This window comes from Streptomyces sp. NPDC050610, assembly GCF_040654875.1.
Lineage (GTDB): Bacteria > Actinomycetota > Actinomycetes > Streptomycetales > Streptomycetaceae > Streptomyces.
This window is the reverse complement of the sequence record NZ_JBFAIV010000022.1, coordinates 108,436-130,640: the sequence shown is the minus strand read 5'-3', so window position 1 is coordinate 130,640 and position 22,205 is coordinate 108,436. Positions and strand designations below refer to the sequence as shown.

Below are 22,205 nucleotides of genomic sequence, written 5' to 3'. Positions count from 1 at the left end.
CTCCACCCCACCAGAGAAAGGCGGCACCGCCATGCCTCCGCACCCCGTGGCCACCCGGACCAACACCCGAGCCTGCCTCGCCGGAGAAGACCTCGACTGGCTGGGCCACCGCTCCGTCTGCGTCGCGGCCGACCTCCCCACCCGCATCCGCGTCCTGCGGTCCGAGGCCCCAAAGCCCCACGCGGAAGCCGAAGCCGCCGCCGTGTGGAACTCCATGCGGCACCGCCTGCCGTACCTCGACGCGCGACGCCCCGCCATAACGATCGACGCCTCGGCGCCGCTCGCCAGCGGACTGTCGTCGTCCTCCTCGCTGATCATCGGCCTCTTCCGGACCTTCGCCCAGCACCTGGACCTCGAACTGGACGGCGCCACCCTGCTCCAGTGGGCCTACGACCACGAGTACGAGATCTACCACGGCGGCGGCATGGACCAGACGGCCATCATCGCCGGGGGCACCACCCTCACCGAGGGCCGCGACGGCTCCGTACCCGTCCTCATGGCATGCGCCCCGTTTCCGGACGCCTGGAAGATCGTCGTCATCGACTCGGCCACCCCCAAGTCGACGTCCCGCCACCTCGCGGACGTCCGCCGCCAGCACGCCCTCGGCGACCCCGAACTCCAGCGGTACATCGCCGCCGCCGACCGCTGCGCCGCCCAGGCCTGGGCGGCGGTCGCGAGCGCCGATCTCGCCCTCCTCGGCGAGGCGATGGACGACGCCCACACCGCCATGCGCGACATCCAGCACATGTCATCGGAAGTCCTGGAACACATGCGCCGAACCGCCCGCCGAGCCGTGGACCTGCCCGTGAAGATCACCGGCGCGGGCGGCGGCGGCTCCATGATCGGCATCTGCCGGGCACAGGACGCGGCCGAGATCAGCGATGTCCTCTCCCGCCGCCTGCACGAGGACTACCCGCACGCCCGAGTCCTCCTGGCGGACGCCGCCCTCGTCACCGGCGACCTGCGGGCCGCACAGCCTCAGCCGCAACAACTGCCCGCATAGCCATGCTTTTCACCTCACCGAAGGCAACGCCATGACCACCCCGGAATTCATCCTCCATCTGCGTAAATTCATCGGCCACGATCCGCTATGGCTGTCCGGCGTCACCGCCGTGGTCCAGCACGAGGGGAAAATCCTGCTCAACCGGCGCGCGGACACCGGAAGATGGTCGCTCCTGCACGGCATTCTCGAACCAGGAGAACACCCCGCGGCCGCCGTGGCCCGCGAAGTCCACGAAGAGGCAGGCGTCGTCGTCACCCCCGAACGCATCACCAGCGTCCACACGCTCCCGCCGATGGTCTGCGACAACGGCGACAAGGTCCAATACCTGGACATCACCTTCCTCTGCCGACTGGAGAGCGGCGAGGCCCGAGTCAACGACGACGAATCACTGGACGTGGCGTGGTTCGCGCCGGACGCACTTCCCGAACTGCCGGAGAACGACGAATTCCTCTTGTCGAAGGCATTTGACGACACTTCGGAGCCTTGGTTCGCCAACCCGAGCTGACGGATGGGGCCGGCGGCAGTCGCGGAGGATCTTCCCGGTCTTCATGCGTGCGAGCGCCGTAGCGCGTTCTGCCCCGTACGGAACTCGACTCCGGCCTGACCAAGCGGCCCTACTGCCTTCGGCACTCCGGGATTTCGTTCTGGCTGTACTCCGGAGTGGAACCGGCCGAATGCGCTCGCCGTGTCGGCCGGAGCATCGAGGTTCTCTTCCGCGGCGAGGGCGAGCAGGCGGAACACGATTCCGCTGCGGACGGGGGTGCAGGTAGCGATCATCTAGGGTTTTCGTCCGCTTTCACGGTCGTGACGGACGGTCAGGGCGTGCGAGGTGTCGCCCTGACCGACGGCACTCTCATCCCTGCCGTCTGCGGAGTCCGCTCAGGTGCGTCTGGGACCGGCACATCGCAAGTCGGTTCGCCTGGAGCGTGGTTGGATCACTGCGCTCACGGCTTCTTGGACCGGCAGAGCGGATGTGCTGAACGAACTCCGGGTCTCGGCCAACAATTTATGCCGTGTGCGAGGCGACCGTCTCGCGTTGTCGTATCTGCCTCTGGAGGACCAGAGCGGCGAGGCGGGTGCCCCGCAGGAGAATGTGCGGGAAGTCAGCGTGCGCTACACCACTGCGGTGCAGGCCGCGCTGGAGGCAGTGCGCGGCAGGCCGTTGCGCTACCCGGAGCTGAAGCGGCAGTTGACTCAGCAGTTCCCCGCGGCCCCCGCGGGCGCGGTCGAGCGCATGCTGGCCGACCTGATCGGAAAGGAGCTCCTCCTCACCGACCTCCGTCCACCGGCGGAGACATCGGACGCGGGGCAGTACGTACTGGACGCTCTCGCCGCTGTGAACTCTGCCGAGTTCTCGGCCCCGGCCGTGCTGGACGACATCGTCCACTCCCTCGCCGACTACGCGGCCGCGCCACTGGGACAGGGGCAGGACGCCTGGCGTGACGTCGTCTCGCGCATGCGTCGGCTGCGGTCCGCGCAGCGGGGTGTGCAAGTGGATCTGGCTCTGGACGCGAGCGTGCGACTGCCGCGTGCGGTGGCGGTGGAGGCCGAGCGGGCGGCGGACCTCCTGTGGCGGCTCGCCCCAGCCTCCTCCGGTTCCTCGGCACTCGACCAGTACCACAGGGAGTTCGTGGAACGCTACGGCACGGGGCGGGCCGTTCCCGTGACGGAGCTGCTGGATCCCGAAGCCGGGCTGGGCGCGCCCGCCGGATACGTGCAGCCGCCCGGTACGCGGATCGCCCCGACGGCGCCTTCGGACGTCACCGAGCGGGACCGGCTGATGATGGAACTCGCCCAGGAGGCACTGCTCTCCGGCGCCGATGAGGTCGTGGTCGATGAGACGCACCCGCTGGTGGCCCGGGGCGCCGACCCCCAGGAACAGCGGCCGCCGTCGGCCGAACTGTTCGCCCAGCTACTGGCCGCCTCGGTGGAGGCGCTGCGGGAGGGGGAGTTCCGGCTCGTGCTGACGGGAGGCGCGACCGGTTCGGCCGTCTCGACGTTCGGCCGGTTCGCCTACCTCCTTCCCGACGCGCTGCGGGCCTCGTTGGGCCGGCTCGCCCAGGCCGGCGGCGCAGGGGATTCGGCGCCGGACGCGCTGCGCGCCCAACTCGTATTCCAGGCCCGCCGCGGCCGCGGTGACAATGTGGCCCAGGTTCCCCGGCTGCTGGAGCACATCATTCCGGTCGGCGTGTTCGCCGACGACTCCGAGCCCGGCACCCTGTCCCTGGAGAACCTCGCCGTCTCCGCTGGTCCGCACCGGCTGCGGATCGTGGAGACCGGCAGCGGCCGGGAGGTGCTGCCGACCGTGCTGCACCGGCTCAACACCCACTCCCTGGCCCCCAACGCCGTACGCCTGCTGGCCGAGATCGGCCGAGGCGACGTCCGCGGCGTCCACTGGGACTGGGGCCAGGCCGGGAACCTGCCATACGTACCGCGAGTACGCCACGGGCGCGTCGTCCTCTCTCCGGCGCGCTGGCGTCCCTCCGAGGCCGTCCGGGACCAGGACGCACCGTTCGGCGAATGGGCCGATGCGCTGCACGCGTGGCGCAAGCTCTGGCGGGTGCCCGACCGGGTCTGCTCGGTCTACACCGATCAGCGCCTCGAACTCGACCTGACCCGCCCTCTTCACCTGCGGCTGCTCCGGCACGAGTTGAAACGCCGCCCCGCCACCGTCGTGCAGGAACTGCTGGACCCCGACGGCGCCGGCGCGGGGTGGCTGACCGGACCGGACGGCCCGCACCGCAACGAACTGGTGATTCCTCTGGTAGCACGGTCGGCGCCGGGCGCGCCTGCCGAGCAGCCCCCGACGCCTCTCCGCCGGGAACCGGCCCGCCCCTCGCCGCGCCGGCGGCACGACTTCGAACACGCCCCGGGCGGCGAATGGCTGTACGCCACCGTGCACTGCACCGCCGCCCGGCACAATGAGCTGCTCGCGGACTCCATGAATTCCCTGCTCGCCGGCCTGCCCGACGAGGTGGACCGCTGGTTCTTCATCCGCTACCGGGATCCGGACGACCACCTCCGGCTACGGTTCCACGGCACGCCCGAGGCGCTGACGACAACGGTGCTGCCCAGCCTGCACCACTGGGCCGGCGCGCTCCGGGCGAGCCACCTGATCCGCGGGTACGGCCTGCGCACGTACGACCCCGAGCTGGAACGCTACGGAGGCCCGGAGGCCATCACGGCGGCCGAACGGTTCTTCCACGCCGACAGCACCGCCGCCGTCGAAGCGCTCGCGCTGCGGGAGTCGGGCCGCCTTTCCCTGGAGCCCGTGCTGATCGCGGCAGTCGGCCAGGCACACCTCGCCCGCACCTTCTGGACCGCGTACGACACCGCCCCCGGCTTCCCGGACGGCAGCGAACCAGCCTGGATCCCCCGGATCCTCGACGCCGTCCCCCGCGGCGCGACGCACCGGGCATTCCAGGAACGCAGGCGCGAAGCCCTCGGTCTCGTCGACGCCGACGGAAACTGGGAGGGGCTGCGCGCCCATCCCGGAGGCGAGAAACTGCTGACCGTCTGGCAAGGCCGGGCAGCGGCCCTGACCGACTACGCGCACACCCTGCGCGAGCTCGGTGACGGCGGCTGGACACCGGCCACGTCCATATTTCTGTCCCTGCTCCACATGCACCACAACCGGCACATCGGCATCAACCCCGAGGCAGAGCGAGCCGCCACGGCGATCATGCGCGGAGCCCTGCAAGCCCACCGCGACCGCATCAGGAGCACCACATGACCGCCGTCGGCGAAGTGGCCGCCGATCGATCCGGGGCAGGGATGGCCAGCAAGCTGCGCGACATCATGGACGACCTGGTCGGGCGGCTCACCGACCCGGAGCATGTGGCTGCCGCCGCGACCGCACCCGACAACGTCGACCAGCACGCCGGCCTGCCACAGGCGCGGCCCCCGTGGCGCCCGCTGGGGCTGGGCGAGGCCCACCCAGGCGTCGCCCTGCTGTACGCCGAACTCTCACACCACGACAGCCGCCTCCGGCATGCCGCGCACGCGCACTTGGCAGCCGCCGCCCGAGGACTGGACGGGCCCACCGGACCGGGACTGTTCGGCGGCGCCGCCTCCCTCGCCCTCGCCGCCCTCACGGCCCGGCACAGCGACGACGACTACGCCGACCTGCTCACCACCCTCGATTCCGAGATGGCCGGCCAGCTGCGCAGCCTGCTCGCCCAGGAGGCGAAGCGGCTGACCGCAGGCCGACCCGGCGTCGACATGCACAGCTACGACGTCGTCTCCGGCGCCACGGGACTGGGACGCTACCTGCTGCTCCGGGGCGACGAACACCGCCCTCTGCTCATCGACACCTTGACCTACCTGGCCCGTCTCACCGAACCCGTGACCGCCAACGGGCGCCAGGTCCCGGGCTGGTGGGTCCCGACGAAGCCGGGTGTCGGACCGGAGTACCCCCGCGGCCACTTCAACCTCGGACTGGCACACGGCATCAGCGGCCCGCTGGCCCTGCTCTCCCTCGCCTGGCGGCAAGGCGTACGCGTCCCCGGCCAGCAGGCAGCCATCATCCGCATCGTCGACCACCTCATCAGCCAGCAGACCCCACACGGTCTGTGGGCCGCGACCATCGACTTCGACACCTTCGTCAACGGACACGGCCGGCACGCCCACCAGACGCCCAGGGCCGCCTGGTGTTACGGAACCCCCGGTACCGCCCGCGCGATCCAGCTCGCCGGCCTGGCCATGGAGCGCGCCGACTGGCAGGCCCTGGCCGTCGACGCCATGGCAGCGGCCCTCGCACAACCGCTGGGGGACTCCGTCACCGACAGTTCGCTGTGCCACGGCTGGGCCGGCGTACTCCACGTCACCGGCCTGATGGCCCGGGACAGCGGAAGCCGCCGGCTCGCCGGACGACTACCCGCACTGGCCTCGTCCCTGCGGTCCGCCTACCGGTCCGACCTCCCCTTCGGATACGTCTACAACCGCGCCACCCTCGGCCCCGGAATCCGGAACGCCATCCACCGCGCGGGCTTCCTGGAGGGCAGCGCCGGCATCGCCCTCGCCCTCCACGCCTACCTCGACGGCTACCCCGCCTCCCTCTGGAGCACGGCCCTGCTCGTGGCATGACGCGACTCCTTCAAGGACACCAACGGGCCCCGCACAGTTGGCGGGCCCGGCACCCTTCATAGCGCGCACCGTACGGCGGCGGGCACTGAGCGGCGCGTACGGATCGCAAGGCGGTCGGCTATCGGCAGAGGGCTGCCGCACGGATCCGCTGCACGTGCTCATCGCGCAGTGTCTGCGGGGCGCGGACGATGTCCTTCGGTTCGCACGATGCGTCAGGCGATGCCGGACGCCGCACTGGCTGGGCCGGGCGGGACCGTTTCGGTGGGAACGGTCAGCTGTTACGTTGACCAGGTGAGGAAAGGACCTGCCACGCGAAGCGCCGGGGCGAACGAACCACTCGGCTTCATCATCGCTTCGGCGGGCAACGCGGCGGCTCTCGCGTTCGAGTCCGCCCTGGCCGCGGAGGATCTGCTGCCGCGGCACTTCGCTGTGTTGCGCGGGCTGCGCGACGGCGAGGAGCACGCGCAGCAACAGCTCGCCTCCGCGCTGGGCATTCCGGCCAGCCGTCTCGTGGGGCTGCTCGGGCTGCTGATCGAGAGAGGCCTGGTGGAGCGGCGCGAGTCGCCCGCCGACGCCCGGGTGAAACTGGTCCGCCTGCGGGAAGAGGGCCGGTTGGAACTGGAGAAGTTGCTCCGACTCGCGGGCGCCTCGGAAGAGCGGCTGACCGCGGGGCTGACGGCCGAGGACCGGTCCGAACTGCGCCGGCTGCTCGGCATCGTCTACGCCAACGTCGCCGTCGAGCCCGAAGGACGGCCCGTCCGGGCCTGGTGACCGGTCCTTCCGGTCCGACTTCTTGATTCGGTGACGGGCGGGGCTTGCGCAAATCGTTTCAGTTGGAATAGTTTCGGTGGGAATTGATTGAGGTGCTGCCGCGAGGCGGCCGACTATAGGAGACGACGATGACGGTCACGCACCAGGACACGGTCGAGCAATTCCTCGAACGGATCCGGGACGCCTGGGACGCGGGGGACGCGAGCGGCTACGCGGCACAGTTCGCGCACAACGCCTCGTATGTGATCTTCATGGGAGACGTCATGCTCGGGCGTGCCGCCATCGAGCAGACGCATCACGAGGTGTTCACCCGGTGGCAGAAGGGCACACGCATGGCGGTCAGGCCGATCGACGTGCGGATGCCGGACGACTCCACGGCAGTGGTGACCACCGTCGGCGGCATCGGCAAGGGCAACCGGATCGACTTCGACAAATTCCAGACCTTCACCCTGCACCGCCACGACGGACGCTGGGAATGCGTGGCCTTCCAGAACACGAAGATGAGCCGCCGCTCCAAGCGCGCCTACCGCCCCTGACCACTACAGGGCGCCGATCCCAACAGGCCGAGCCCGCCCAACAGCTCGCTCCGCGCACCAGCCAGGCGCACTTGCTCTCTCCCGGCCTGCTCCTCAGCCGTCAGCCCACCAGCATCGGGATACCGCATACCTCTGGCATGGCACACACGACCTCAACCGTGAGCGGGACCAAAAGCCCCACCACTAAGGATCTCTAGAAGAAGCCCAGCTTCTTCGGGGAGTAGGAGACGAGGAGGTTCTTCGTCTGCTGGTGGTGCAGCGTTCTTTGTGGCGTTGACCTGCTGTGATAGAGGATTGCGAGCCCTTTGGTGGAGCCTTGGTCAGGGTATGGTCCGGATCTTGGATTCACTACCGACGGGTTCAGTACGTACCGCGCTTCGCGGCCCTGGAGTGCAGTTGAGGAAGCGTGGTCCAATCTGCTCGCGAAGCGCATCTGCGTGCTGAAGTCGAACGCCGTGATCTTCGCTACGCGGCAGTCGAGTACTCGATAAAGGTTGTCCCGTAACGCCTGTCAGGACAGAGGGCGCGGGTCGGGAGGTGTGCGTAGATCCGTGGAGACCCGGCACCCCGCCGCCCGCACCCGTCGACCCCTATGCCCCGGGGGCCGACATCCGGATCGGGTACGCCCGCTGCTCGACACTGGGCCAGGAACTCGACGCCCTCGCGGGCCGCTGCATCGACCGCGAGAAGATCTTCAGCGAGAAATCGGCACCCGCATCCGACCCCAGGCCGAGGCCGCCCTCGCCGCCGCTCGCGAGATCAAGGCCCACGTCCCGCACTGCCGGGTCATCCTCACCGAGGTGATCGAGGCAGCCCAGGCTGACTTCGCCGTCCTCTACCAACGCTCAGCGACGAGATCCACCAGCTCATAGCGGAGTCGCTGCTGGCCGGTCCGATCCTCCCCAGGGCCGTATCGATCTCGATGAGCTTCCGGCCCTCGGCGATAATCTCCTCGTACCGGGCCTGGGTCACATTCCCGATCTTGATTCCTGCGGGCATACCGCCCACCCCCTGAGGCCGAGGCGCGGCGATCAATGCCGCCGACGACAAGTCGCGACCCCACTCCCCGCAGCGTCAACCCACGCCGAGATCCGTAGCAACCTCAGGCCAACACTCCACGAGCATCAGCAGGGGTTCAAAGACGGGTTCTGAGTAGGGTCGGGGACTGGCGCGGTGGCTTTCGCTCCGTTTCCAGTCCCCGCCGCTTCAAACCGTGCATGCAGTTCTCCCGCACACGGCTTTCCGACATCGTTCACCGACTGGCATGCGCCGTCGCTCTGTGCACGTTTCCGGTAAGACGGTAGACACCGAGCCGGGAGATCCATCCATAGGTAAACCGGGTGGCCCAGTTCCTGCCCGCGAGTCTGTGTTTCGCGCTGGCGAAAATCGCCAGACGCTCGTGGACGTAGCCGTCGACCACGTTGAACTTCCGCCCGGAGTTACCGTTACGGAAGTACGCAGCCCAGCCCCGCAACACGGGGTTGAGATCAGCTACCACGGCGGATACTGGCCGCTCAGTCCTCGAACGAGCGGTCGCCGCAAGGACTTTGTCCCGCAGCACCCGCATCGCTCTGGCCGAAGGCCAGCGTTGCAAGTAGTACTTGCCCCGCCATTTCCACGATTCCATCTTCCGGTGGTGAAAGCCGAGGAAATCGAATCCCTGCCCGCCTCGGGTGAGGCAGACGATGCCGGTCTTCTCGGGATGCAAACTCATCCCGAGACGTTCCAACACTCGCGCCGCCAACTCGCGAGCCTGTTCGGCCCGCTGTCCGGTCGGCGACAGGATCACGAAATCATCGCAGTACCTCACCAGGATCCCCAGCCGACGGCCTTCGCTCTGCCACGCCTCATCGAGAACGTGCAGCGCGATATTCGCCAGCAACGGTGAAACCGGTGAGCCCTGTGGGGTCCCCGCCCCGGTCGGGGAGGTCACCCCGCCCTCCAGCACTCCCATCCGCAGCCAGGCCCGGATCAGCTTCAGCATCGACCGATCCACCACGCGCCGTGCCACCTGGGCCATCAGCGCCTCATGGTCGATCGTGCCGAAGCAGTCCCGGATGTCGGCTTCGAGTACCCACTCCCGTCGCTGGTTCGCGGCGACCCGCACGGCTTCGCACGCGTCGATCGCGGACCGCTTGGGCCGAAATCCGTAGCTCGCCTCGGTGAACTGGGCTTCGAATACCGGTTCCAGGACCAGTTTCGCGGCCGTCATCACCACCCGGTCCGCCACGGTGGGAATCGAAAGCGGCCGGAACTCTCCCGGCCGCCCCGGTTTGGGAATCTGGACCCGCCGCAGCACCGACGGACGATACGTATACGTCCGCAGCCTCTGCGAAAGGTCCTGGAGGAATGCATCCACCCCCGAGGCTTCCACCGCGTCGACGGTCATACCGTCCACGCCGGGGGCTCCCCGGTTCGCGCACACACCGGCCCACGCCCGCCTGAGAACGTCCATGCGGTGGACATGGCCATACAGGGCATGAAACCGGCGTTCGGGTTCTTGCCTGGCACAGCGGTAAAGCGTCCGCTGCAAGGCTCGGACCTTGTCCAGAGAACGGCGGCCCGGTCCCGCGGCGCCTTCCTCCCGGCGGACGGAACTAGCCGAAACGGCACTCATCCGGGTCCCTCCGTGTTCGCGAATCGCATCGATGAAGCAGGGGCCCTTCGCTCCCGGCGGGTTGTGTTGTCCCGCCGATCATCACTACTACGACCCCCTCCGACTGCCTCTCGACAACCCGCCATTTCCCGGTTCTGCCGGTTATAAGCAGGCCACGCTTCCCAGGCCGCAAACCCGGGGCCGAGGAGGCTCTCTCCAGTTCCCAGGACAACCTTCCGACCATTCCACGCCCCTTACGCCGGGAGGTTCTTCGGCGACCGCTCCAGGTCCGAGATCGCCTTCCGTGGCCTTCGCCAAACAAGCACAGGCTCGGCTCCTCCTTGGCCCGCCCACGGGCGGGGGTTAAATGACGACGCTGCAGGCTTCACTTCATGTTGCGGACTGGTCAGTTGCACGCCCCCGAAGGGCGCTTGTCACTCCACTTCGACGCCACCATTTCGAGTGGCGCCAGGAGTCAGCTACCGGGGACCCTGGCGTCTCCCCGGACCGGTCTTCCACCGGCTGGCTATCCTGAGCTTGACGTCCGGTTACATCACCCACACCCCTTCTGAGCTGCGATGACGCCCGGACTGCTGGACGTACGCTTGTCATTTAACCTTCAGCGCGGTGTTGGTAGGTCGATTCGGCTCTGAAGCCGAGGGTTGGCTCGCCGAGGTTCCGAACCTCGCTGCACGGCTGGCCGCGCGGTGGGGGTTCGTGCTGGGTGAGCTGTTCGAGAGCAGAGCCTCATCTGTCGTTTTGCGCTGTCAATGGCCTGACGGGAGGCCAGCGGTACTCAAACTCAGCTCGGACCGGGCACTGTTGACCAAGCAGGTGGAGATGCTGCGCTTGTTCGCGACCGTCGGGTCGAGTGCCGGCCGTCTTGTCTGCCGACGCGGAGGCCGGGGCGATGGTGTTGGGGGAGGTCCTGCCCAGCACCGTGGCCGACGACATGCCGCAGACGTCATTGCCGCAGCAGTGGGGTGAGTTGCTTGCCGCATTGCACGCCGTGGCCCCACCCGCGCACTGGCCACTGGATCTGCGCGGTCGGTTTGACGAAGCCTTCGTCCGGATCGACCGGCGGCTGTCCGAGCCAGCCATCGGCGCACGGATTGACCAGGCCGCGTGGCAGCGGGCGATACGGCGTTGTGAGAGGTTGCTGGACAGTCAGGCCAGGCTCGTGTTGCTGCACGGCGATCTGCACCTCGGCAACGTCCTGGACGGCGGCCCGTCGCGCGGTCTGATCGCGATCGACCCCAAGGCATGCGTAGGCGACCCATGCTTCGACGCCGTCGACTACGTGGTGGCGGGCGCCGGACAAGAGGGTGTCGAGGCTCGTTGCCGGCGGGTGGCTACCGCGTGCGGGCTCGATGGGGACCGGTTGTATGCCTGGAGCCGAGTGACTGCACCAATGGCAGCCATCGCACACCTCACCTATGACGGTCCAGAGCCCGTGATCGACGAACTGCTCGCCCTGTCTCGCTGACCTCATGCGAGCATCAGATCGGCCCGGCGGGGGAGCACGGCCGGCCACGCCGGTGGGCTCCCTCGCCGTGTTCGGATACGTCGATCGGCGACAGGTTCAGCTGCATGATCCGTGCGGTGCCGTTCCGGGGCGGGCGGCGGGCAGGCGGCGGACGTTGCTGAGGGCTGCGGCCTGTTCCCGTAGACGTATTTGACCACGCTGATCGCTACACGGCCGGTCGACGGGTGCAACTCTATGCTCGCGTTGCGCACCCTGCGCGAACTCGGCGCCGGTAGCGCGGCGCCCGAGCCGAAACGCGACATCGAGAGGTTCGCCGACGTCCTCGCGAACCGATTCCTCGTACCACTGGACGACCCCACTCCTGACGGGTGCGCGCGGCTGTGGCGCCGGACCGGTGAGCAGCATGATCTGTGACAGGCGCGGAGCGCCTGAGCGGCGCATATCGTCGGCGTATCGAAAAGCGGATACGCGCCGGCAACACAGGGCCGACTTGACTGGTGTCATGTCCTACCGCGAACCAGCACCCCTGTCCCTCCCCGTGACGCTGACCGTCGCGCCGATCAGCGACGCCGAGCACCTGGCCTTCGTGCGGGCGCGGCGGTCGGTGAACTTTGTGCAGACCCCGGCGTGGGGGCGGGTGAAGACGGAGTGGCGCAGTGAGTCGCTCGGATGGTTCGACGGCGGGCGGCTTGTGGGGGCGGGGCTTGTCCTTCACCGGCCGGTGCCGGGGCTGTCGCGGTTCACGCTTGCGTATGTGCCGTGGGGTCCTGACATCGACTGGGCCGGGGACGTCGGTGCGTGGCTCGACCCGCTGGCGGCATATCTCAAGGCCCGTGGCGCGTTCGCGATCCGGCTGTGCCCGCCGGTGCGGACGCACACCTGGGATGCGGCGCAGGTCAAGGGCGGCGTGGCCGATCCGGGGGTGCGGCGGCTCACCAGACTCCCCGACGGGCACGTCGATCCGACCGGTGCAGAGGTGAGCCGACGGCTCCGGGCGGCCGGCTGGCTGCCGCAGAGCCCTGAGGACGGGTTCGGGGCCGGGCAGCCGCAGTTCACGTACGAGGTGCCGCTGGTGGGAAGGTCCGAGGACGACGTCCTGAAGGCCATGAATCAGCAGTGGCGCCGCAACATCAAGAAGGCCGCGAAGGCGGGGGTCGAGGTCACGGTCGGTGCCGCGTCGGACCTCGCGGCGTTCCACGAGCTCTACGTGCACACCGCCGCGCGCGACGGATTCACGCCGCGGCCGCTGACGTACTTCGAGACGATGTTCGCGGAGTTGAGCGCCGAGGATCCCGGGCGGATCGCGCTCTATCTGGCACGCTACGAGGGCGAGTTGGTGGCCGCGACGATCCTGGTGCGGGTCGGCGGACACGCCTGGTACGCGTACGGCGCCTCCTCGACGGCCAAACGTGAGGTGCGGGGTTCCAACGCGTGCCAGTGGGCGATGATCCGTGACACTCTGGCGGCGGGCTGCGACGTGTACGACCTGCGGGGCATCACCCCGACGCTCGACGCCGCTGATCCGCATGTGGGCCTGATCCGGTTCAAGGTCGGCACCGGGGGGCGGGCGGTGCGGTACGTCGGGGAGTGGGATCTGCCGCTGCGACCGCTGGTCTACCGCGCCTTCGACCTGTACATGCGTCGGCGCGGGCGCTGAGCCCGCGCCGCACGGTTACCCGAGTGCGGCGGCCACCTCGTCGAGGCGGGCGCCGCGCGACGCCTTGACGAGGACGACGTCGCCGCCGGTGAGGCTCTCGCGCAGCCAGGCGGCAGCTGCTTGGTTGTCGGTGAATGCGACCGCCCGCTCCCCCGCGGCGTCGGCGACGGGACGGGCGGTTTCGCCGACGACGGCCACCAGGTCGGCGCGCGCGGCCGCGTACTCGCCCACTGCTCGGTGTTCGGCCTCGCTGCCGGCGCCAAGTTCGAGCATCGCGCCGAGTACAGCGATACGGCGCCGGCCCGTGATCGCGGCGAGCGTGTCCAGGGCGGCTCGGGTGGAGTCGGGGTTGGCGTTGTAGGAGTCGTTGAGCAGGGTCGCGCCGCAGGCCAGGATGCGGCGCTCCATGCGCCACCTGGACAGTGAGGCGGTGCTGAGGGCCACCGCCGAGGTGACCAGGGGGATGCCAGCCGCGAGTCCCGCCGCGGCGGCGGCCGCCGCGTTGAGTGCCTGGTGGGCGCCCACGAGCGGCAGCGCGACACGGGCCGAGGTGCCGGAGGTGCGCAGCGTGAAGGTCGCCCGGCCCAGGCGGTCGAGGGCCAGGTCCTGGACACGCACGTCGGCGTGTTCGGCGCGGCCGAAGGTCAGGACCGGCCCGTCGGTCAGCGCGCGCATCGCGACGACGCGGGGGTCGTCGGCGTTGAGGACGGCGGTGCCGCCGGGTGCGAGGCCGCGCACGAGTTCGCCCTTGGTCCGTGCGATGGCCGTGCGCGAGCCGAACTCCCCGATGTGGGCCTGGCCGACGTTGAGCACGACCGCGATGTCGGGTGCGACCAGGCCGGTGAGGTGGGCTATGTCGCCGAGGTGGCGGGCGCCCATTTCGAGGGCGAGGAAGCGGGTGTGCGCGTCGGCGCGCAGCATGGTCAGGGGCACGCCGAGTTCGTTGTTGTACGAACCGTGTGTGGCGACGGTCGGCCCGGCGCCCGAAAGGACCGCGGACAGCAGGTCCTTGGTGCTGGTCTTGCCCTGCGAGCCCGTCACCGCGACGACGGTCAGCCGCTCGCGCAGCCGGGCCACGGCGTGGGCGGCGAGTGTCTGCAGTGCGGCCGGCACGTCGCCGACGACGACTGTGGGGAGCGGTGTCGGCCGTGAACCGAGCACGGTGGTCGCACGGGTGTGGCCGGCGTAGTCGTGGCCGTCGACGCGCTCACCGACCATGGCGACGAAGAGACCGCCCGGTTCGCCGTGCCGGCTGTCGAGTACGGCCGGCGCACTCACTGCGACGGTCGCGTCCCCCGCGACCCGGCCGCCGACGAGCGCGGCGATCTCGGCGAGGAAGAGGGGGCGCGGGGCGAGGGATGGCCGGCTCTGAGTCATGGCTCCAGTGAAGGCGGCGGGGTGTTGCCGGCGCGTATGCGGTTCTCGATACGCGGACGATAGGTGGTGGGCTCTGGTGGGGGTGCTCGCTTTCGCCGTTCGGCGTCCGGGGACGGCGAGGCTCCGGCCGGACCGCCGGAGCCTCGCCGTATTCATCCCAGACTCACCTGTGTGATGAGAAAGTTGAAATAGGTGTCCGGGTAGGGCTCGTCCTTGAGCGTGTAATGCCACCATTCGCATGCGTAGGAGCTGAATCCGCTGGTCTCCATGATGGAGCGAAGACGTCTGCGGTTGTCCGCCGCGGCGCGCGAGATTCCTTCCGCTCCGTGGTGCGAGATCGAGTCCATCAGGTCGTGGTCGCCGCCCATGACGGCGAGGTCGCCGCTTTCCAGGTGGTACAGCGTCAGGTCGACGGTACTGCCGCGGCTGTGGCCCGACTTGGCGGCCACGTATCCGTTCTCGAACATCTCGGGCCGGTCGATATTGGGGTAGTGGTGGTGCTTGGTGCGGCCGTCCTCCGGTTGCTCCGACCAGCGCAGGAAAGAGTCCACGGCGCGTTGCGGGCGGTAGCCGTCCCAGAGAAGGAGGCCGAATCCGTGCGAGGCCGCCTCTTCTCGCGTGCTCTGCAATGCCGCGCACAGGGCCCTAGTGCCGACGATGCGATTGGCCAGGTATCCGTTGACCGGTTTTCCGGTGAAGTTGTCCCAGGTGGCGTACTTGGCGTCCCAGCGGATCCCGGGTATGAACTCGTCTATGAAGACGAAGTCGTTACGCATCGGCCTGCTCCGTCGGAGTCAGGGGGCGGGCGAGTGTCCCGGTCACCAGGCGGTCGATCACTTCGGGTAGCGGAACCCCAGCGGCGGCCATCATCCTCGGATATCGGCTGTACGAGGTCATGCCGGGGAATGTGTTGACCTCGTTGAGGACGACCTGTCCGTCGTCCTTGAGAAACAGGTCCACGCGGGCGAGTCCGCTGCAGCCCAGGGCGCGGTAGACGGCCTTCGCCACTTCCTGGACGCGTGCCCGGGATTCAGCCGGAATATCGGCGGGGACGATCGGCGTCGAATTGTCGGAGCCGGTCTCGGGTTCGTCCTCCTGGTGAATCCGGAAAAATCCGTGGGACAGGGCGATGCGGTCGACTTCTCCCGCGGTCAGGTCCGTTCCGCCGCCCAGGATGGCGCATCCAACCTCGCTGCCGACGATCGCCTCCTCGACCAGGACTTTCGTGTCGTACCGCCGGGCGACGTCCAGCGCGGCCGGCAGTTCTTCCGCGTTCGCCACCTTGCTGACCCCGAAGGACGATCCCGAGCGGGCCGGCTTCACGAAGACGGGATAGGTGAGCCGGTCGGCGTCGATGTCCTCGCCCGCCGCGACCGTCCAGAAATTCGGCGTGGCGATTCCGGCACCGGCGGCGACGACATAGGTGAGGGACTTGTCCATGCCCAGCGCGGAACTCTGGACATCGCAGCCCACGTACGGGATTCCGGACAGCTCGAGCAGGCCCTGGACCGCGCCGTCCTCCCCGAGCTTGCCGTGCAGGACGGGCACCACGACATCCAGGCCGATCGTCTCGTACTTTCCCTGATCGAGGACGAGCAGTCCGCGCACGCCGCGGTCCGGGGACAGCACGGCGGGCCGGTATGCGCCGCTCTCCCAGTCCGTGGCGGGGCCCTCGCAGAGTTTCCAGGCGCCGTTGCGCGTGATCCCGATGAAGTGCGGCTCGTATTTGTCCGGGTCGAGGTTTCGCGCGATCTCCTGCGCGGACTTGATAGAAATGGGGTGTTCCTCCGAGCAGCCTCCGAAGAGGATTCCGACCTGAAGCTTGGCCTTAGGCATGCTGATTCCTGCTTTCGAATTCCAGGCAGTTGGTGATCGAGTTCTCGACCGTGTCACTCAGGGCACGGTACGTGTAATACGCGGTGTGCGGACTGATGAAAGCGTTCGGCATTTCCTGCAGCCGCAGCAGTGGCTTGCTGTCGATGGGCGCGTTCCGTCGGTCGGCGTAGAACACGCCTTCCTCGCCTTCGACGACGTCGAGTGCGACACCGCCCAGGCGCCCGTCCTCCAGCGCCGCGACCAGCGCGGTGGTGTCGATGAGGGCACCGCGCCCGGTGTTGACTACGAACGCGCCGGGTTTCATCCGCTGGATGCGTTCACGGTCGAGGAGGTGGTGCGTCTCGGCGTTGAGCGGCGCATGGAGCGTGACGACGTCGCTCGACCTCAGCAATTCATCGAGCGACACCTCGTCGCCGGGGTCACCGGATTCGCCGGCACGATTTCCGTACGCCAATATCCGGCATCCGAAGACGCGAAGCCTTTCCATGACGGCCGTGCCGATGCGCCCCGTTCCGATCACGCCGACGGTCAGGTCGCGCAGATCTTTCCCCCGTACGTCGTGCAGCCGGTAGTCGTGCACATCCGAACGGCGGACAGTGGACTTGGCGTTGCGCACCGCCATCAGCAGCATCATCACCGTGTAGTCGGCGACACTGTCGGGGGAATAGCGGACGTTCCCGACGGAAACGCCGACGCGGCCCGCATAATCCACGTCGATGTGGTCGTATCCGATGCTTCTTGTGGAGATATAGGAGACGCCGACTCGGCTCAGCGCACGAATTGTAGCCGGGGTGATCCGGGTCTTGTGTCCGACGCTGATGCACCGGTTTCCGAATGCCAGGTGGACGTTGTCCTCCGACACAGCGGATTCTGTGATTGTCGCCGTCACTCCGAATCGGGGCGCCAGCTCCCGGAACCGTGCGGCTTCGTCCCGCCCGCATCCGAAAGCGGTGATTCCCGTTGGTTCGCTGTAGGTCATGCCTCCATTCAAGGAAACGGGGTGTTGCCGACGCGTATGCAGTTTTCGATACGCTGCCGATACGTTGTCGGCCCGCTTTGCCTGCCCGCGCGGTGTTCGCCGAGCAGGCCACCAGCCGGTCGCGGTGGCTGTTCGCGATGGACGGTGCCACTCCGGCAAGCCGGGCCATGTCGGCGGCCGCCCAGGCGCGGCCGTCGAGCAGGGCTGGGCACACGGCGGCGTTGGTGCGATCCGTCGGGAGGGCACCCAAGGAGACTAGGCAGTGTCTGATGGCTCTTTGGTGAGGCCGCGGAGCCAGATCACGATGGCTGCGGTGGTCGGGGTGCCGTGGAAGATGTAGTCGCGCTTGTCGTACCGCGTCGCGACGGCCCGGTGCTGCTTCAGCTTGCTCACGCAGCGTTCTACCGTGCTGCGTCGGCGGTACTGATCGCGGTCGAAGGCCGGGGGACGGCCGCCGGCCCGGCCGCGTCGACGGCGGTTGGCCCGCTGGTCGTCCGGCTGGGCGATCGTCGCTTTGATACCGCGTTGCCGCAGGTAGGCACGGTTGGCGCGGCTGGAGTACGCCTTGTCGCCGCGGGCCCGGTCCGGTCGGGTGCGGGGCCGTCCCGGCCCCTTCCGTGCCACTTTCAGGGCCCGCATGAGCGGGATGAACATCGGGCTGTCCCCGCGCTGACCGGGTGAGGTCAGCCAGAGAAGGGGCCGGCACCGGTCGTCGGCCAGCAGGTGGACCTTGCAGGTCAGTCCGCCCCGGGAGTGTCCCAGGGCCTCACGGCCGTGGGCGCGCCCGCGCACGGCTGAGAATACCTCTCCGTCCCCTGGCCAGAATTCGACTCAGTAAGAGGATGTCTCACGTGGCACTTCGAGGTACGGCATGATGTTGCACCGTGAGGGTTGATCTGTCACGTCGGCTGGTGCCGGACGAACTGTGGGAGCTGGTAGCTCCGTTGATGCCGAGTTCGCGTCCCGTCCGCAGGGCGGGGGTACTGCCCCGGTGGACGAGCGAGCGGTGTTCACGGCCGTGGTGTACGTGCTGACGAGCGGGTGCGCGCGGCGGTGTCTCCCGGAGTCGTTCAGGGTCTCGCCGGCCACCGCGCACCGTCGGTTCACCGCGTGGACCGAGGCCGGGCTGTGGCGCAGGCTGCACCGGGCGGTGCTGGACGAGCTCGGTGCCAGGGGCGAGCGGGACTGGACGTCCGCGATCGTCGATGCCGCCTCGGTGCGGGCGAAAAGAGGGGCTCGCTGACCGGGCCGAATCCGGTCGATCGCGGCAAGAAGGGCAGCGAACTGCACGTGCTGTCCGAGGCCCCGGGGTCTGCCGCTGGCCGTCGCGGTGTCCGGCACGAACGTGCACGACAGCCAGGCGTTCAAGCCGTTGATTCTCGGCATTCCCGCCGTCCGCTCCCGGCGCGGACCACGTCGGAGGAAGCCGGTGAAGGTCCGCGCGGACAAGGCGTACTACTCCGCGGAGCACCTTCGCCGGCTCCGCAGCCGAAACCTCATCGCGCGGATCGCCCGTCCCGATATCGGGTCCGACGAGCGGCTCGGCCGGCACCGCTGGAAGATCGAGCGGTCGATCTCCTGGCTCTTCGGCTACCGCCGCCTCACCGTCCGGTACGGACGAAAAGGCAGCCACTTCCTTGCCTTCCTCGGTCTTGCCGCAGCCCTGACCTGCTACAAGAGACTCGCGAAGCTCACCACGTGAGACACCTTCTAATTCCTGTCAGCGCAGTGATTCTGTTGCCCTTTGAGGCGCAGAACCATGGCAGCTTCCCGTGCGTCACTTGTTGCGCGCTCTTATGGATAATTTCCGCAGAAGCCGTTTGGAACAGTGCACAGGGGCTAGCCGAGACCTAGCTTCTGGCGAAAAATCGCGAGCGAGGAAACCCCTTCAGGCATTTGCCAGGTGAATTTCGCGACGAGCCTTCGAAACGGCTGCCCGGAGAGGCAGACCCATGGGCGTCGACACCTGGCTTCCCGTGTAAAACGAGGAGAGGAACAGGTCATGGTCAATTCGTCCAGTCCGTCCGTCACCGCCGTCGATCTGGCCGAGCGGCTCAGGGAGCGGCGCGAGAAGGAGCCGGTGGGCAATGTGCTGCTGGAGGCCGCAGCGAAGGGGCGGGTGACCGAGGAGTCGTTGCGGCGCTTGATCGGGACCGAGGCTCATTGCCACACGGCCGAACTCGTCGCGTACGGAACGGCGCTCGCCCGGTTCCCGCACCGTCCGGCGGCGGATCTGTTCATCCAGCTGGCCCGGCTCGTGTACGACGCCCAGCCCAAGTTGCAGGCATGCGCGCGGGCTCTCGGGATGGAGGGTGACGTGCTCGCCGACCGGTGGCCGACCGAGCACGCCGCCTACGCGTTCAACGGCACCATCAGCTGGCTGGCTTCCCAGGGCGCCCAGGCCGCGTTCGCCCTCGCCTCCTACACCGACATGCAGGTGTATTTCTCCGGCTGCGTCGAAGCGATGAGGCGCGTACGGGAATCGCCGCTGGACGTGCCGCGGGAATTGCTCGACTACTACGACGACGAGGCGCCCGACGCGCTGACGCGGCTCGCTCTCGACGTCGTGCAGGACGGCCTGGACCGGGGCGACGACCCCGAGGACGCGGTCTTCTGCGCGCGGCTGATGGAGGAATCCATCGGGCATTTCTGGCGCGCGGCCGCCGGAACCCCTGAAGGGTCGGATGTATGACGTCCCGGATCAATCGGAGGTGAACACATGAGGATCGGCATCATCGGCGCCGGAGCCGCCGGGCTGGCCACCGCCTGGTTGCTGGAAGGTGTGCACGACACGCTCGTACTCGAAGCGCGCGAAAGCGTCGGCGGAAATCTCCGCTCGGCATACGTACCCGGCGGCAAAGGAACTCCCACCGCACTCGAACTCGGAGTGCAGGGAATCCCCCTGCACCTCTCCACCGTGGCCGGAGAGTTCACGAAATCCGTCGGACTGGAAGATCGGTGGGATGAACTGCCCACAGGGTGCGCCCTCGTCCACGACGACGGTCCCTCACCGCGCTCCGCCGGCCGGGGCGTCAACGCCGCTCCTCGCGTCACCGCCGACGAGGCGCGCGCGGCGGAGGAACTGCTCGCCTCGCACGCCGCGGACTGGGAGCGGCAGGAGATCCCGTGGACCGCCACGCTGGCGGAGTCGGTCGAGCTCTGGGACCTGCCCCGCCACGTCAAGGACCAGGCGCTGTACGCCCTCCCGGCCTCGGTGTTCGGCTGCGCCCCGGTCGACGCCCGCAACCTGTCGGCACGCGCCGTGGGGCCCTTGTACGCCGACCCCGGCCCGGAGGCGGACGCCCGTACGTACCGGCTGCGCGGCGGAATGCAGTCGCTGGCCTGGCAGTTGGCCAGGCAGTGCCCGAGCGCCCAGATCGTGCACGGAGCCGCCGTGCGCCGAGTGCGCCGTTCCAACAGCCAGTTCGAACTGGTCGACTCACACGGCGCGCGCCACCTGGTGGACGCCGTGGTCCTGGCGCTGACCGCCGAGTCCGCCCGCTGCATCGTGGGGGAGCTCGGAGGCACCGGTCCGCTGCGCCGGATCCTTGGCGCGTACGACTACAACGACTTGGTCTACGGCGTACACAGCGACCCGTGCTACCTGCCCGCCGAGCGCGGCGAGTGGGCGCCGATGACCATCTCGCTGCACGGCGCGTGGGCGGAGACCACGTCGTGGCACGAACTGCCCGACGGCGACGTGTTCGTCAGCCTGCTCACCCACCGCGAGACGATGCCCCGCGCGTCCCTGACCTCGACGGCGTTCCGCCTGCTGCTGCCCACCCCGGCCATGCTCACCGCCCAGGCCGAACTCCTGCGCCTGCAGGGCGAGGGCGGCCTGTACTTCGCCGGGCACATCACCACACCACTCGACGACCTCGACAGCGTCCTGAGCTCCGCGGTCGCCGTCGCCCGCCGCCTGGCCCCCGGCAGCCCGCGCCTGGCCACTTTCACGGGCGCCGACGGATAGCCCCGGGGCAGGAGCGGGTCAGCGACTCGACAGTCACAGGACCACAGCCATCGGAGAGGAGCGGCACCATGACCCAGCCCGTATTCCACAGCCAACGCGACCACGTAGGCGACCTGGTGATCCCCTGCGTCGACGTGGCGAAGGGACGCGCCACCGAGCCCAGCCGCATCACCGGTCTCGAAGACCCCAGCGACGTCACGGCCATCGTCGCGGCCTACGCCGCCGGCAACGCCCACAAGATCTTCCTCGACGTCTACGACCCCTGGGACGCCGTCGACTACCTCCCGCCCCTGCTGCGCGACATCAAGGCGCTGGGCGTACGCCCCCTGGTTTCCGTGGCACACGGCGACCTGCCGTCCGTAGTGCACGCCGGCGGCCTTCTGGAGGCCGGGGCGGACGCGTTGTCCGTCAGCACCGGCCTGATCGAGAAGCCGGAGACGGTCGCGGTACGAGAGTTCGGCGCCGGCCGGCTGATGGGCGTCATCAACTGCCGCCGCACCGGGCCCGGTCAATGGGGCGCCTTCACGCACGACGGCGAGAAGGACGCCGGAGTCAGCGCCGTCGACGTGGCCCGGCAACTGGCGGAACTCCAGGTCGGCGCCGTCCTGGCCAACAGCATCGACCGGGAAGGCACCGGCGACGGCTTCGACCTGGAGCTGTTTCACGCGATCGCCACCGCCTCGGGGCTGCCGGTCATCGCCTCGGGCGGATGCGGCGGCCTCGACCACCTCACGGAGGCGCTGGGCGCAGGTGACGTGACGTACGTACTGGTCAACAACATGCTGCACAAAGGGCGGTACGGGATCGAGGAGATCCGCGACCACCTGCTGTCGCACTCCTCCTTCTCGCCCACCTCCCCGGATTCCGACTCCGGAACCGGCTCCGGCTCCGCGGCGAAGTGAGGCGGCC

General features: G+C 68.8%; 18 protein-coding genes and 1 pseudogene. 13 read left to right on the top strand and 6 right to left on the bottom strand.

All coding sequences use genetic code 11. The annotated features are described in order from the left end of the window. Positions 1 to 31: 31 nt before the first annotated feature. The 6 genes from AB0I22_RS25735 to AB0I22_RS25710 all read left to right on the top strand — a co-directional run bounded on the left by AB0I22_RS25735 (position 32) and on the right by AB0I22_RS25710 (position 7,395). Positions 32 to 1,003 carry a hypothetical protein gene (locus tag AB0I22_RS25735; protein WP_363133259.1) on the top strand — a complete coding sequence of 324 codons (972 nt, stop codon included), beginning with the start codon at positions 32 to 34 and terminating at the stop codon, positions 1,001 to 1,003. A gap of 31 nt (positions 1,004 to 1,034) precedes the next feature. Beyond that, entirely contained in the window at positions 1,035 to 1,508 is a 474-nt protein-coding gene (locus AB0I22_RS25730) for an NUDIX domain-containing protein (RefSeq protein ID WP_363133258.1), read from the top strand. Positions 1,509 to 1,862: 354 nt separating this feature from the next. Beyond that, complete coding sequence (locus AB0I22_RS25725) at positions 1,863 to 4,736, top strand: lantibiotic dehydratase (RefSeq protein WP_363133277.1); 2,874 nt, start codon at positions 1,863 to 1,865, stop codon at positions 4,734 to 4,736. Next, positions 4,733 to 6,088, top strand: a complete 1,356-nt coding sequence (locus AB0I22_RS25720) for a lanthionine synthetase C family protein (protein WP_363133257.1) — start codon at positions 4,733 to 4,735, stop codon at positions 6,086 to 6,088. Before AB0I22_RS25725 ends, AB0I22_RS25720 begins: the two co-directional genes overlap by 4 nt. A gap of 291 nt (positions 6,089 to 6,379) precedes the next feature. Continuing rightward, positions 6,380 to 6,859 carry a MarR family transcriptional regulator gene (locus tag AB0I22_RS25715; protein WP_363133256.1) on the top strand — a complete coding sequence of 160 codons (480 nt, stop codon included), beginning with the start codon at positions 6,380 to 6,382 and terminating at the stop codon, positions 6,857 to 6,859. Between the two features lie 128 nt (positions 6,860 to 6,987). Further along, on the top strand, positions 6,988 to 7,395 hold the full coding sequence (locus AB0I22_RS25710; RefSeq protein WP_363133255.1) for an SgcJ/EcaC family oxidoreductase: 408 nt from the start codon (positions 6,988 to 6,990) through the stop codon (positions 7,393 to 7,395). 1,252 nt (positions 7,396 to 8,647) lie between these two features. Here AB0I22_RS25710 and ltrA read toward each other — a convergent pair. Then, a complete protein-coding gene (gene ltrA / locus AB0I22_RS25705; RefSeq protein WP_363133254.1) occupies positions 8,648 to 9,850 on the bottom strand; it encodes a group II intron reverse transcriptase/maturase in 1,203 nt (400 codons plus the stop codon). 1,012 nt (positions 9,851 to 10,862) lie between these two features. Between ltrA and AB0I22_RS25700 the strand changes: the two genes are divergently transcribed. The 3 genes from AB0I22_RS25700 (at position 10,863) to AB0I22_RS25690 (ending at position 13,134) form a co-directional block, all read left to right on the top strand. Further along, a complete protein-coding gene (locus tag AB0I22_RS25700) occupies positions 10,863 to 11,477 on the top strand; it encodes an aminoglycoside phosphotransferase family protein (protein WP_363133253.1) in 615 nt (204 codons plus the stop codon). A 234-nt stretch (positions 11,478 to 11,711) separates the two neighbouring features. After that, on the top strand, positions 11,712 to 11,891 hold the full coding sequence (locus AB0I22_RS25695) for a hypothetical protein (protein WP_363133252.1): 180 nt from the start codon (positions 11,712 to 11,714) through the stop codon (positions 11,889 to 11,891). An 88-nt stretch (positions 11,892 to 11,979) separates the two neighbouring features. Further along, entirely contained in the window at positions 11,980 to 13,134 is a 1,155-nt protein-coding gene (locus AB0I22_RS25690) for a peptidoglycan bridge formation glycyltransferase FemA/FemB family protein (protein ID WP_363133251.1), read from the top strand. A 15-nt stretch (positions 13,135 to 13,149) separates the two neighbouring features. Here the strand turns inward: AB0I22_RS25690 and murF are convergent, their stop codons facing one another. From murF to AB0I22_RS25665, 5 genes are all read right to left on the bottom strand, one after another. Then, complete coding sequence (gene murF, locus AB0I22_RS25685; protein WP_363133250.1) at positions 13,150 to 14,511, bottom strand: UDP-N-acetylmuramoyl-tripeptide--D-alanyl-D-alanine ligase; 1,362 nt, start codon at positions 14,509 to 14,511, stop codon at positions 13,150 to 13,152. A 152-nt stretch (positions 14,512 to 14,663) separates the two neighbouring features. After that, on the bottom strand, positions 14,664 to 15,287 hold the full coding sequence (gene vanX, locus AB0I22_RS25680; protein ID WP_363133249.1) for a D-Ala-D-Ala dipeptidase VanX: 624 nt from the start codon (positions 15,285 to 15,287) through the stop codon (positions 14,664 to 14,666). Continuing rightward, complete coding sequence (vanA, locus tag AB0I22_RS25675) at positions 15,280 to 16,347, bottom strand: D-alanine--(R)-lactate ligase (protein WP_363133248.1); 1,068 nt, start codon at positions 16,345 to 16,347, stop codon at positions 15,280 to 15,282. Before vanA ends, vanX begins: the two co-directional genes overlap by 8 nt. After that, a complete protein-coding gene (locus AB0I22_RS25670; protein WP_363133247.1) occupies positions 16,340 to 17,326 on the bottom strand; it encodes a D-isomer specific 2-hydroxyacid dehydrogenase family protein in 987 nt (328 codons plus the stop codon). Before AB0I22_RS25670 ends, vanA begins: the two co-directional genes overlap by 8 nt. A 255-nt stretch (positions 17,327 to 17,581) precedes the next feature. Continuing rightward, a complete protein-coding gene (locus AB0I22_RS25665; RefSeq protein WP_363133246.1) occupies positions 17,582 to 18,118 on the bottom strand; it encodes an IS5 family transposase in 537 nt (178 codons plus the stop codon). 92 nt (positions 18,119 to 18,210) lie between these two features. On the opposite strand from AB0I22_RS25665, the pseudogene AB0I22_RS25660 reads away from it, so the two are divergent. The 4 genes and pseudogenes from AB0I22_RS25660 to AB0I22_RS25645 all read left to right on the top strand — a co-directional run bounded on the left by AB0I22_RS25660 (position 18,211) and on the right by AB0I22_RS25645 (position 22,198). After that, positions 18,211 to 19,028, top strand: a pseudogene (locus tag AB0I22_RS25660) (IS5 family transposase). A 300-nt stretch (positions 19,029 to 19,328) separates the two neighbouring features. After that, a complete protein-coding gene (locus AB0I22_RS25655) occupies positions 19,329 to 20,018 on the top strand; it encodes a hypothetical protein (RefSeq protein ID WP_363133245.1) in 690 nt (229 codons plus the stop codon). A gap of 27 nt (positions 20,019 to 20,045) precedes the next feature. Continuing rightward, complete coding sequence (locus AB0I22_RS25650; protein WP_363133244.1) at positions 20,046 to 21,296, top strand: FAD-dependent oxidoreductase; 1,251 nt, start codon at positions 20,046 to 20,048, stop codon at positions 21,294 to 21,296. A 68-nt stretch (positions 21,297 to 21,364) separates the two neighbouring features. Further along, positions 21,365 to 22,198, top strand: a complete 834-nt coding sequence (locus tag AB0I22_RS25645; protein WP_363133243.1) for a HisA/HisF-related TIM barrel protein — start codon at positions 21,365 to 21,367, stop codon at positions 22,196 to 22,198. Positions 22,199 to 22,205 lie beyond the last annotated feature (7 nt).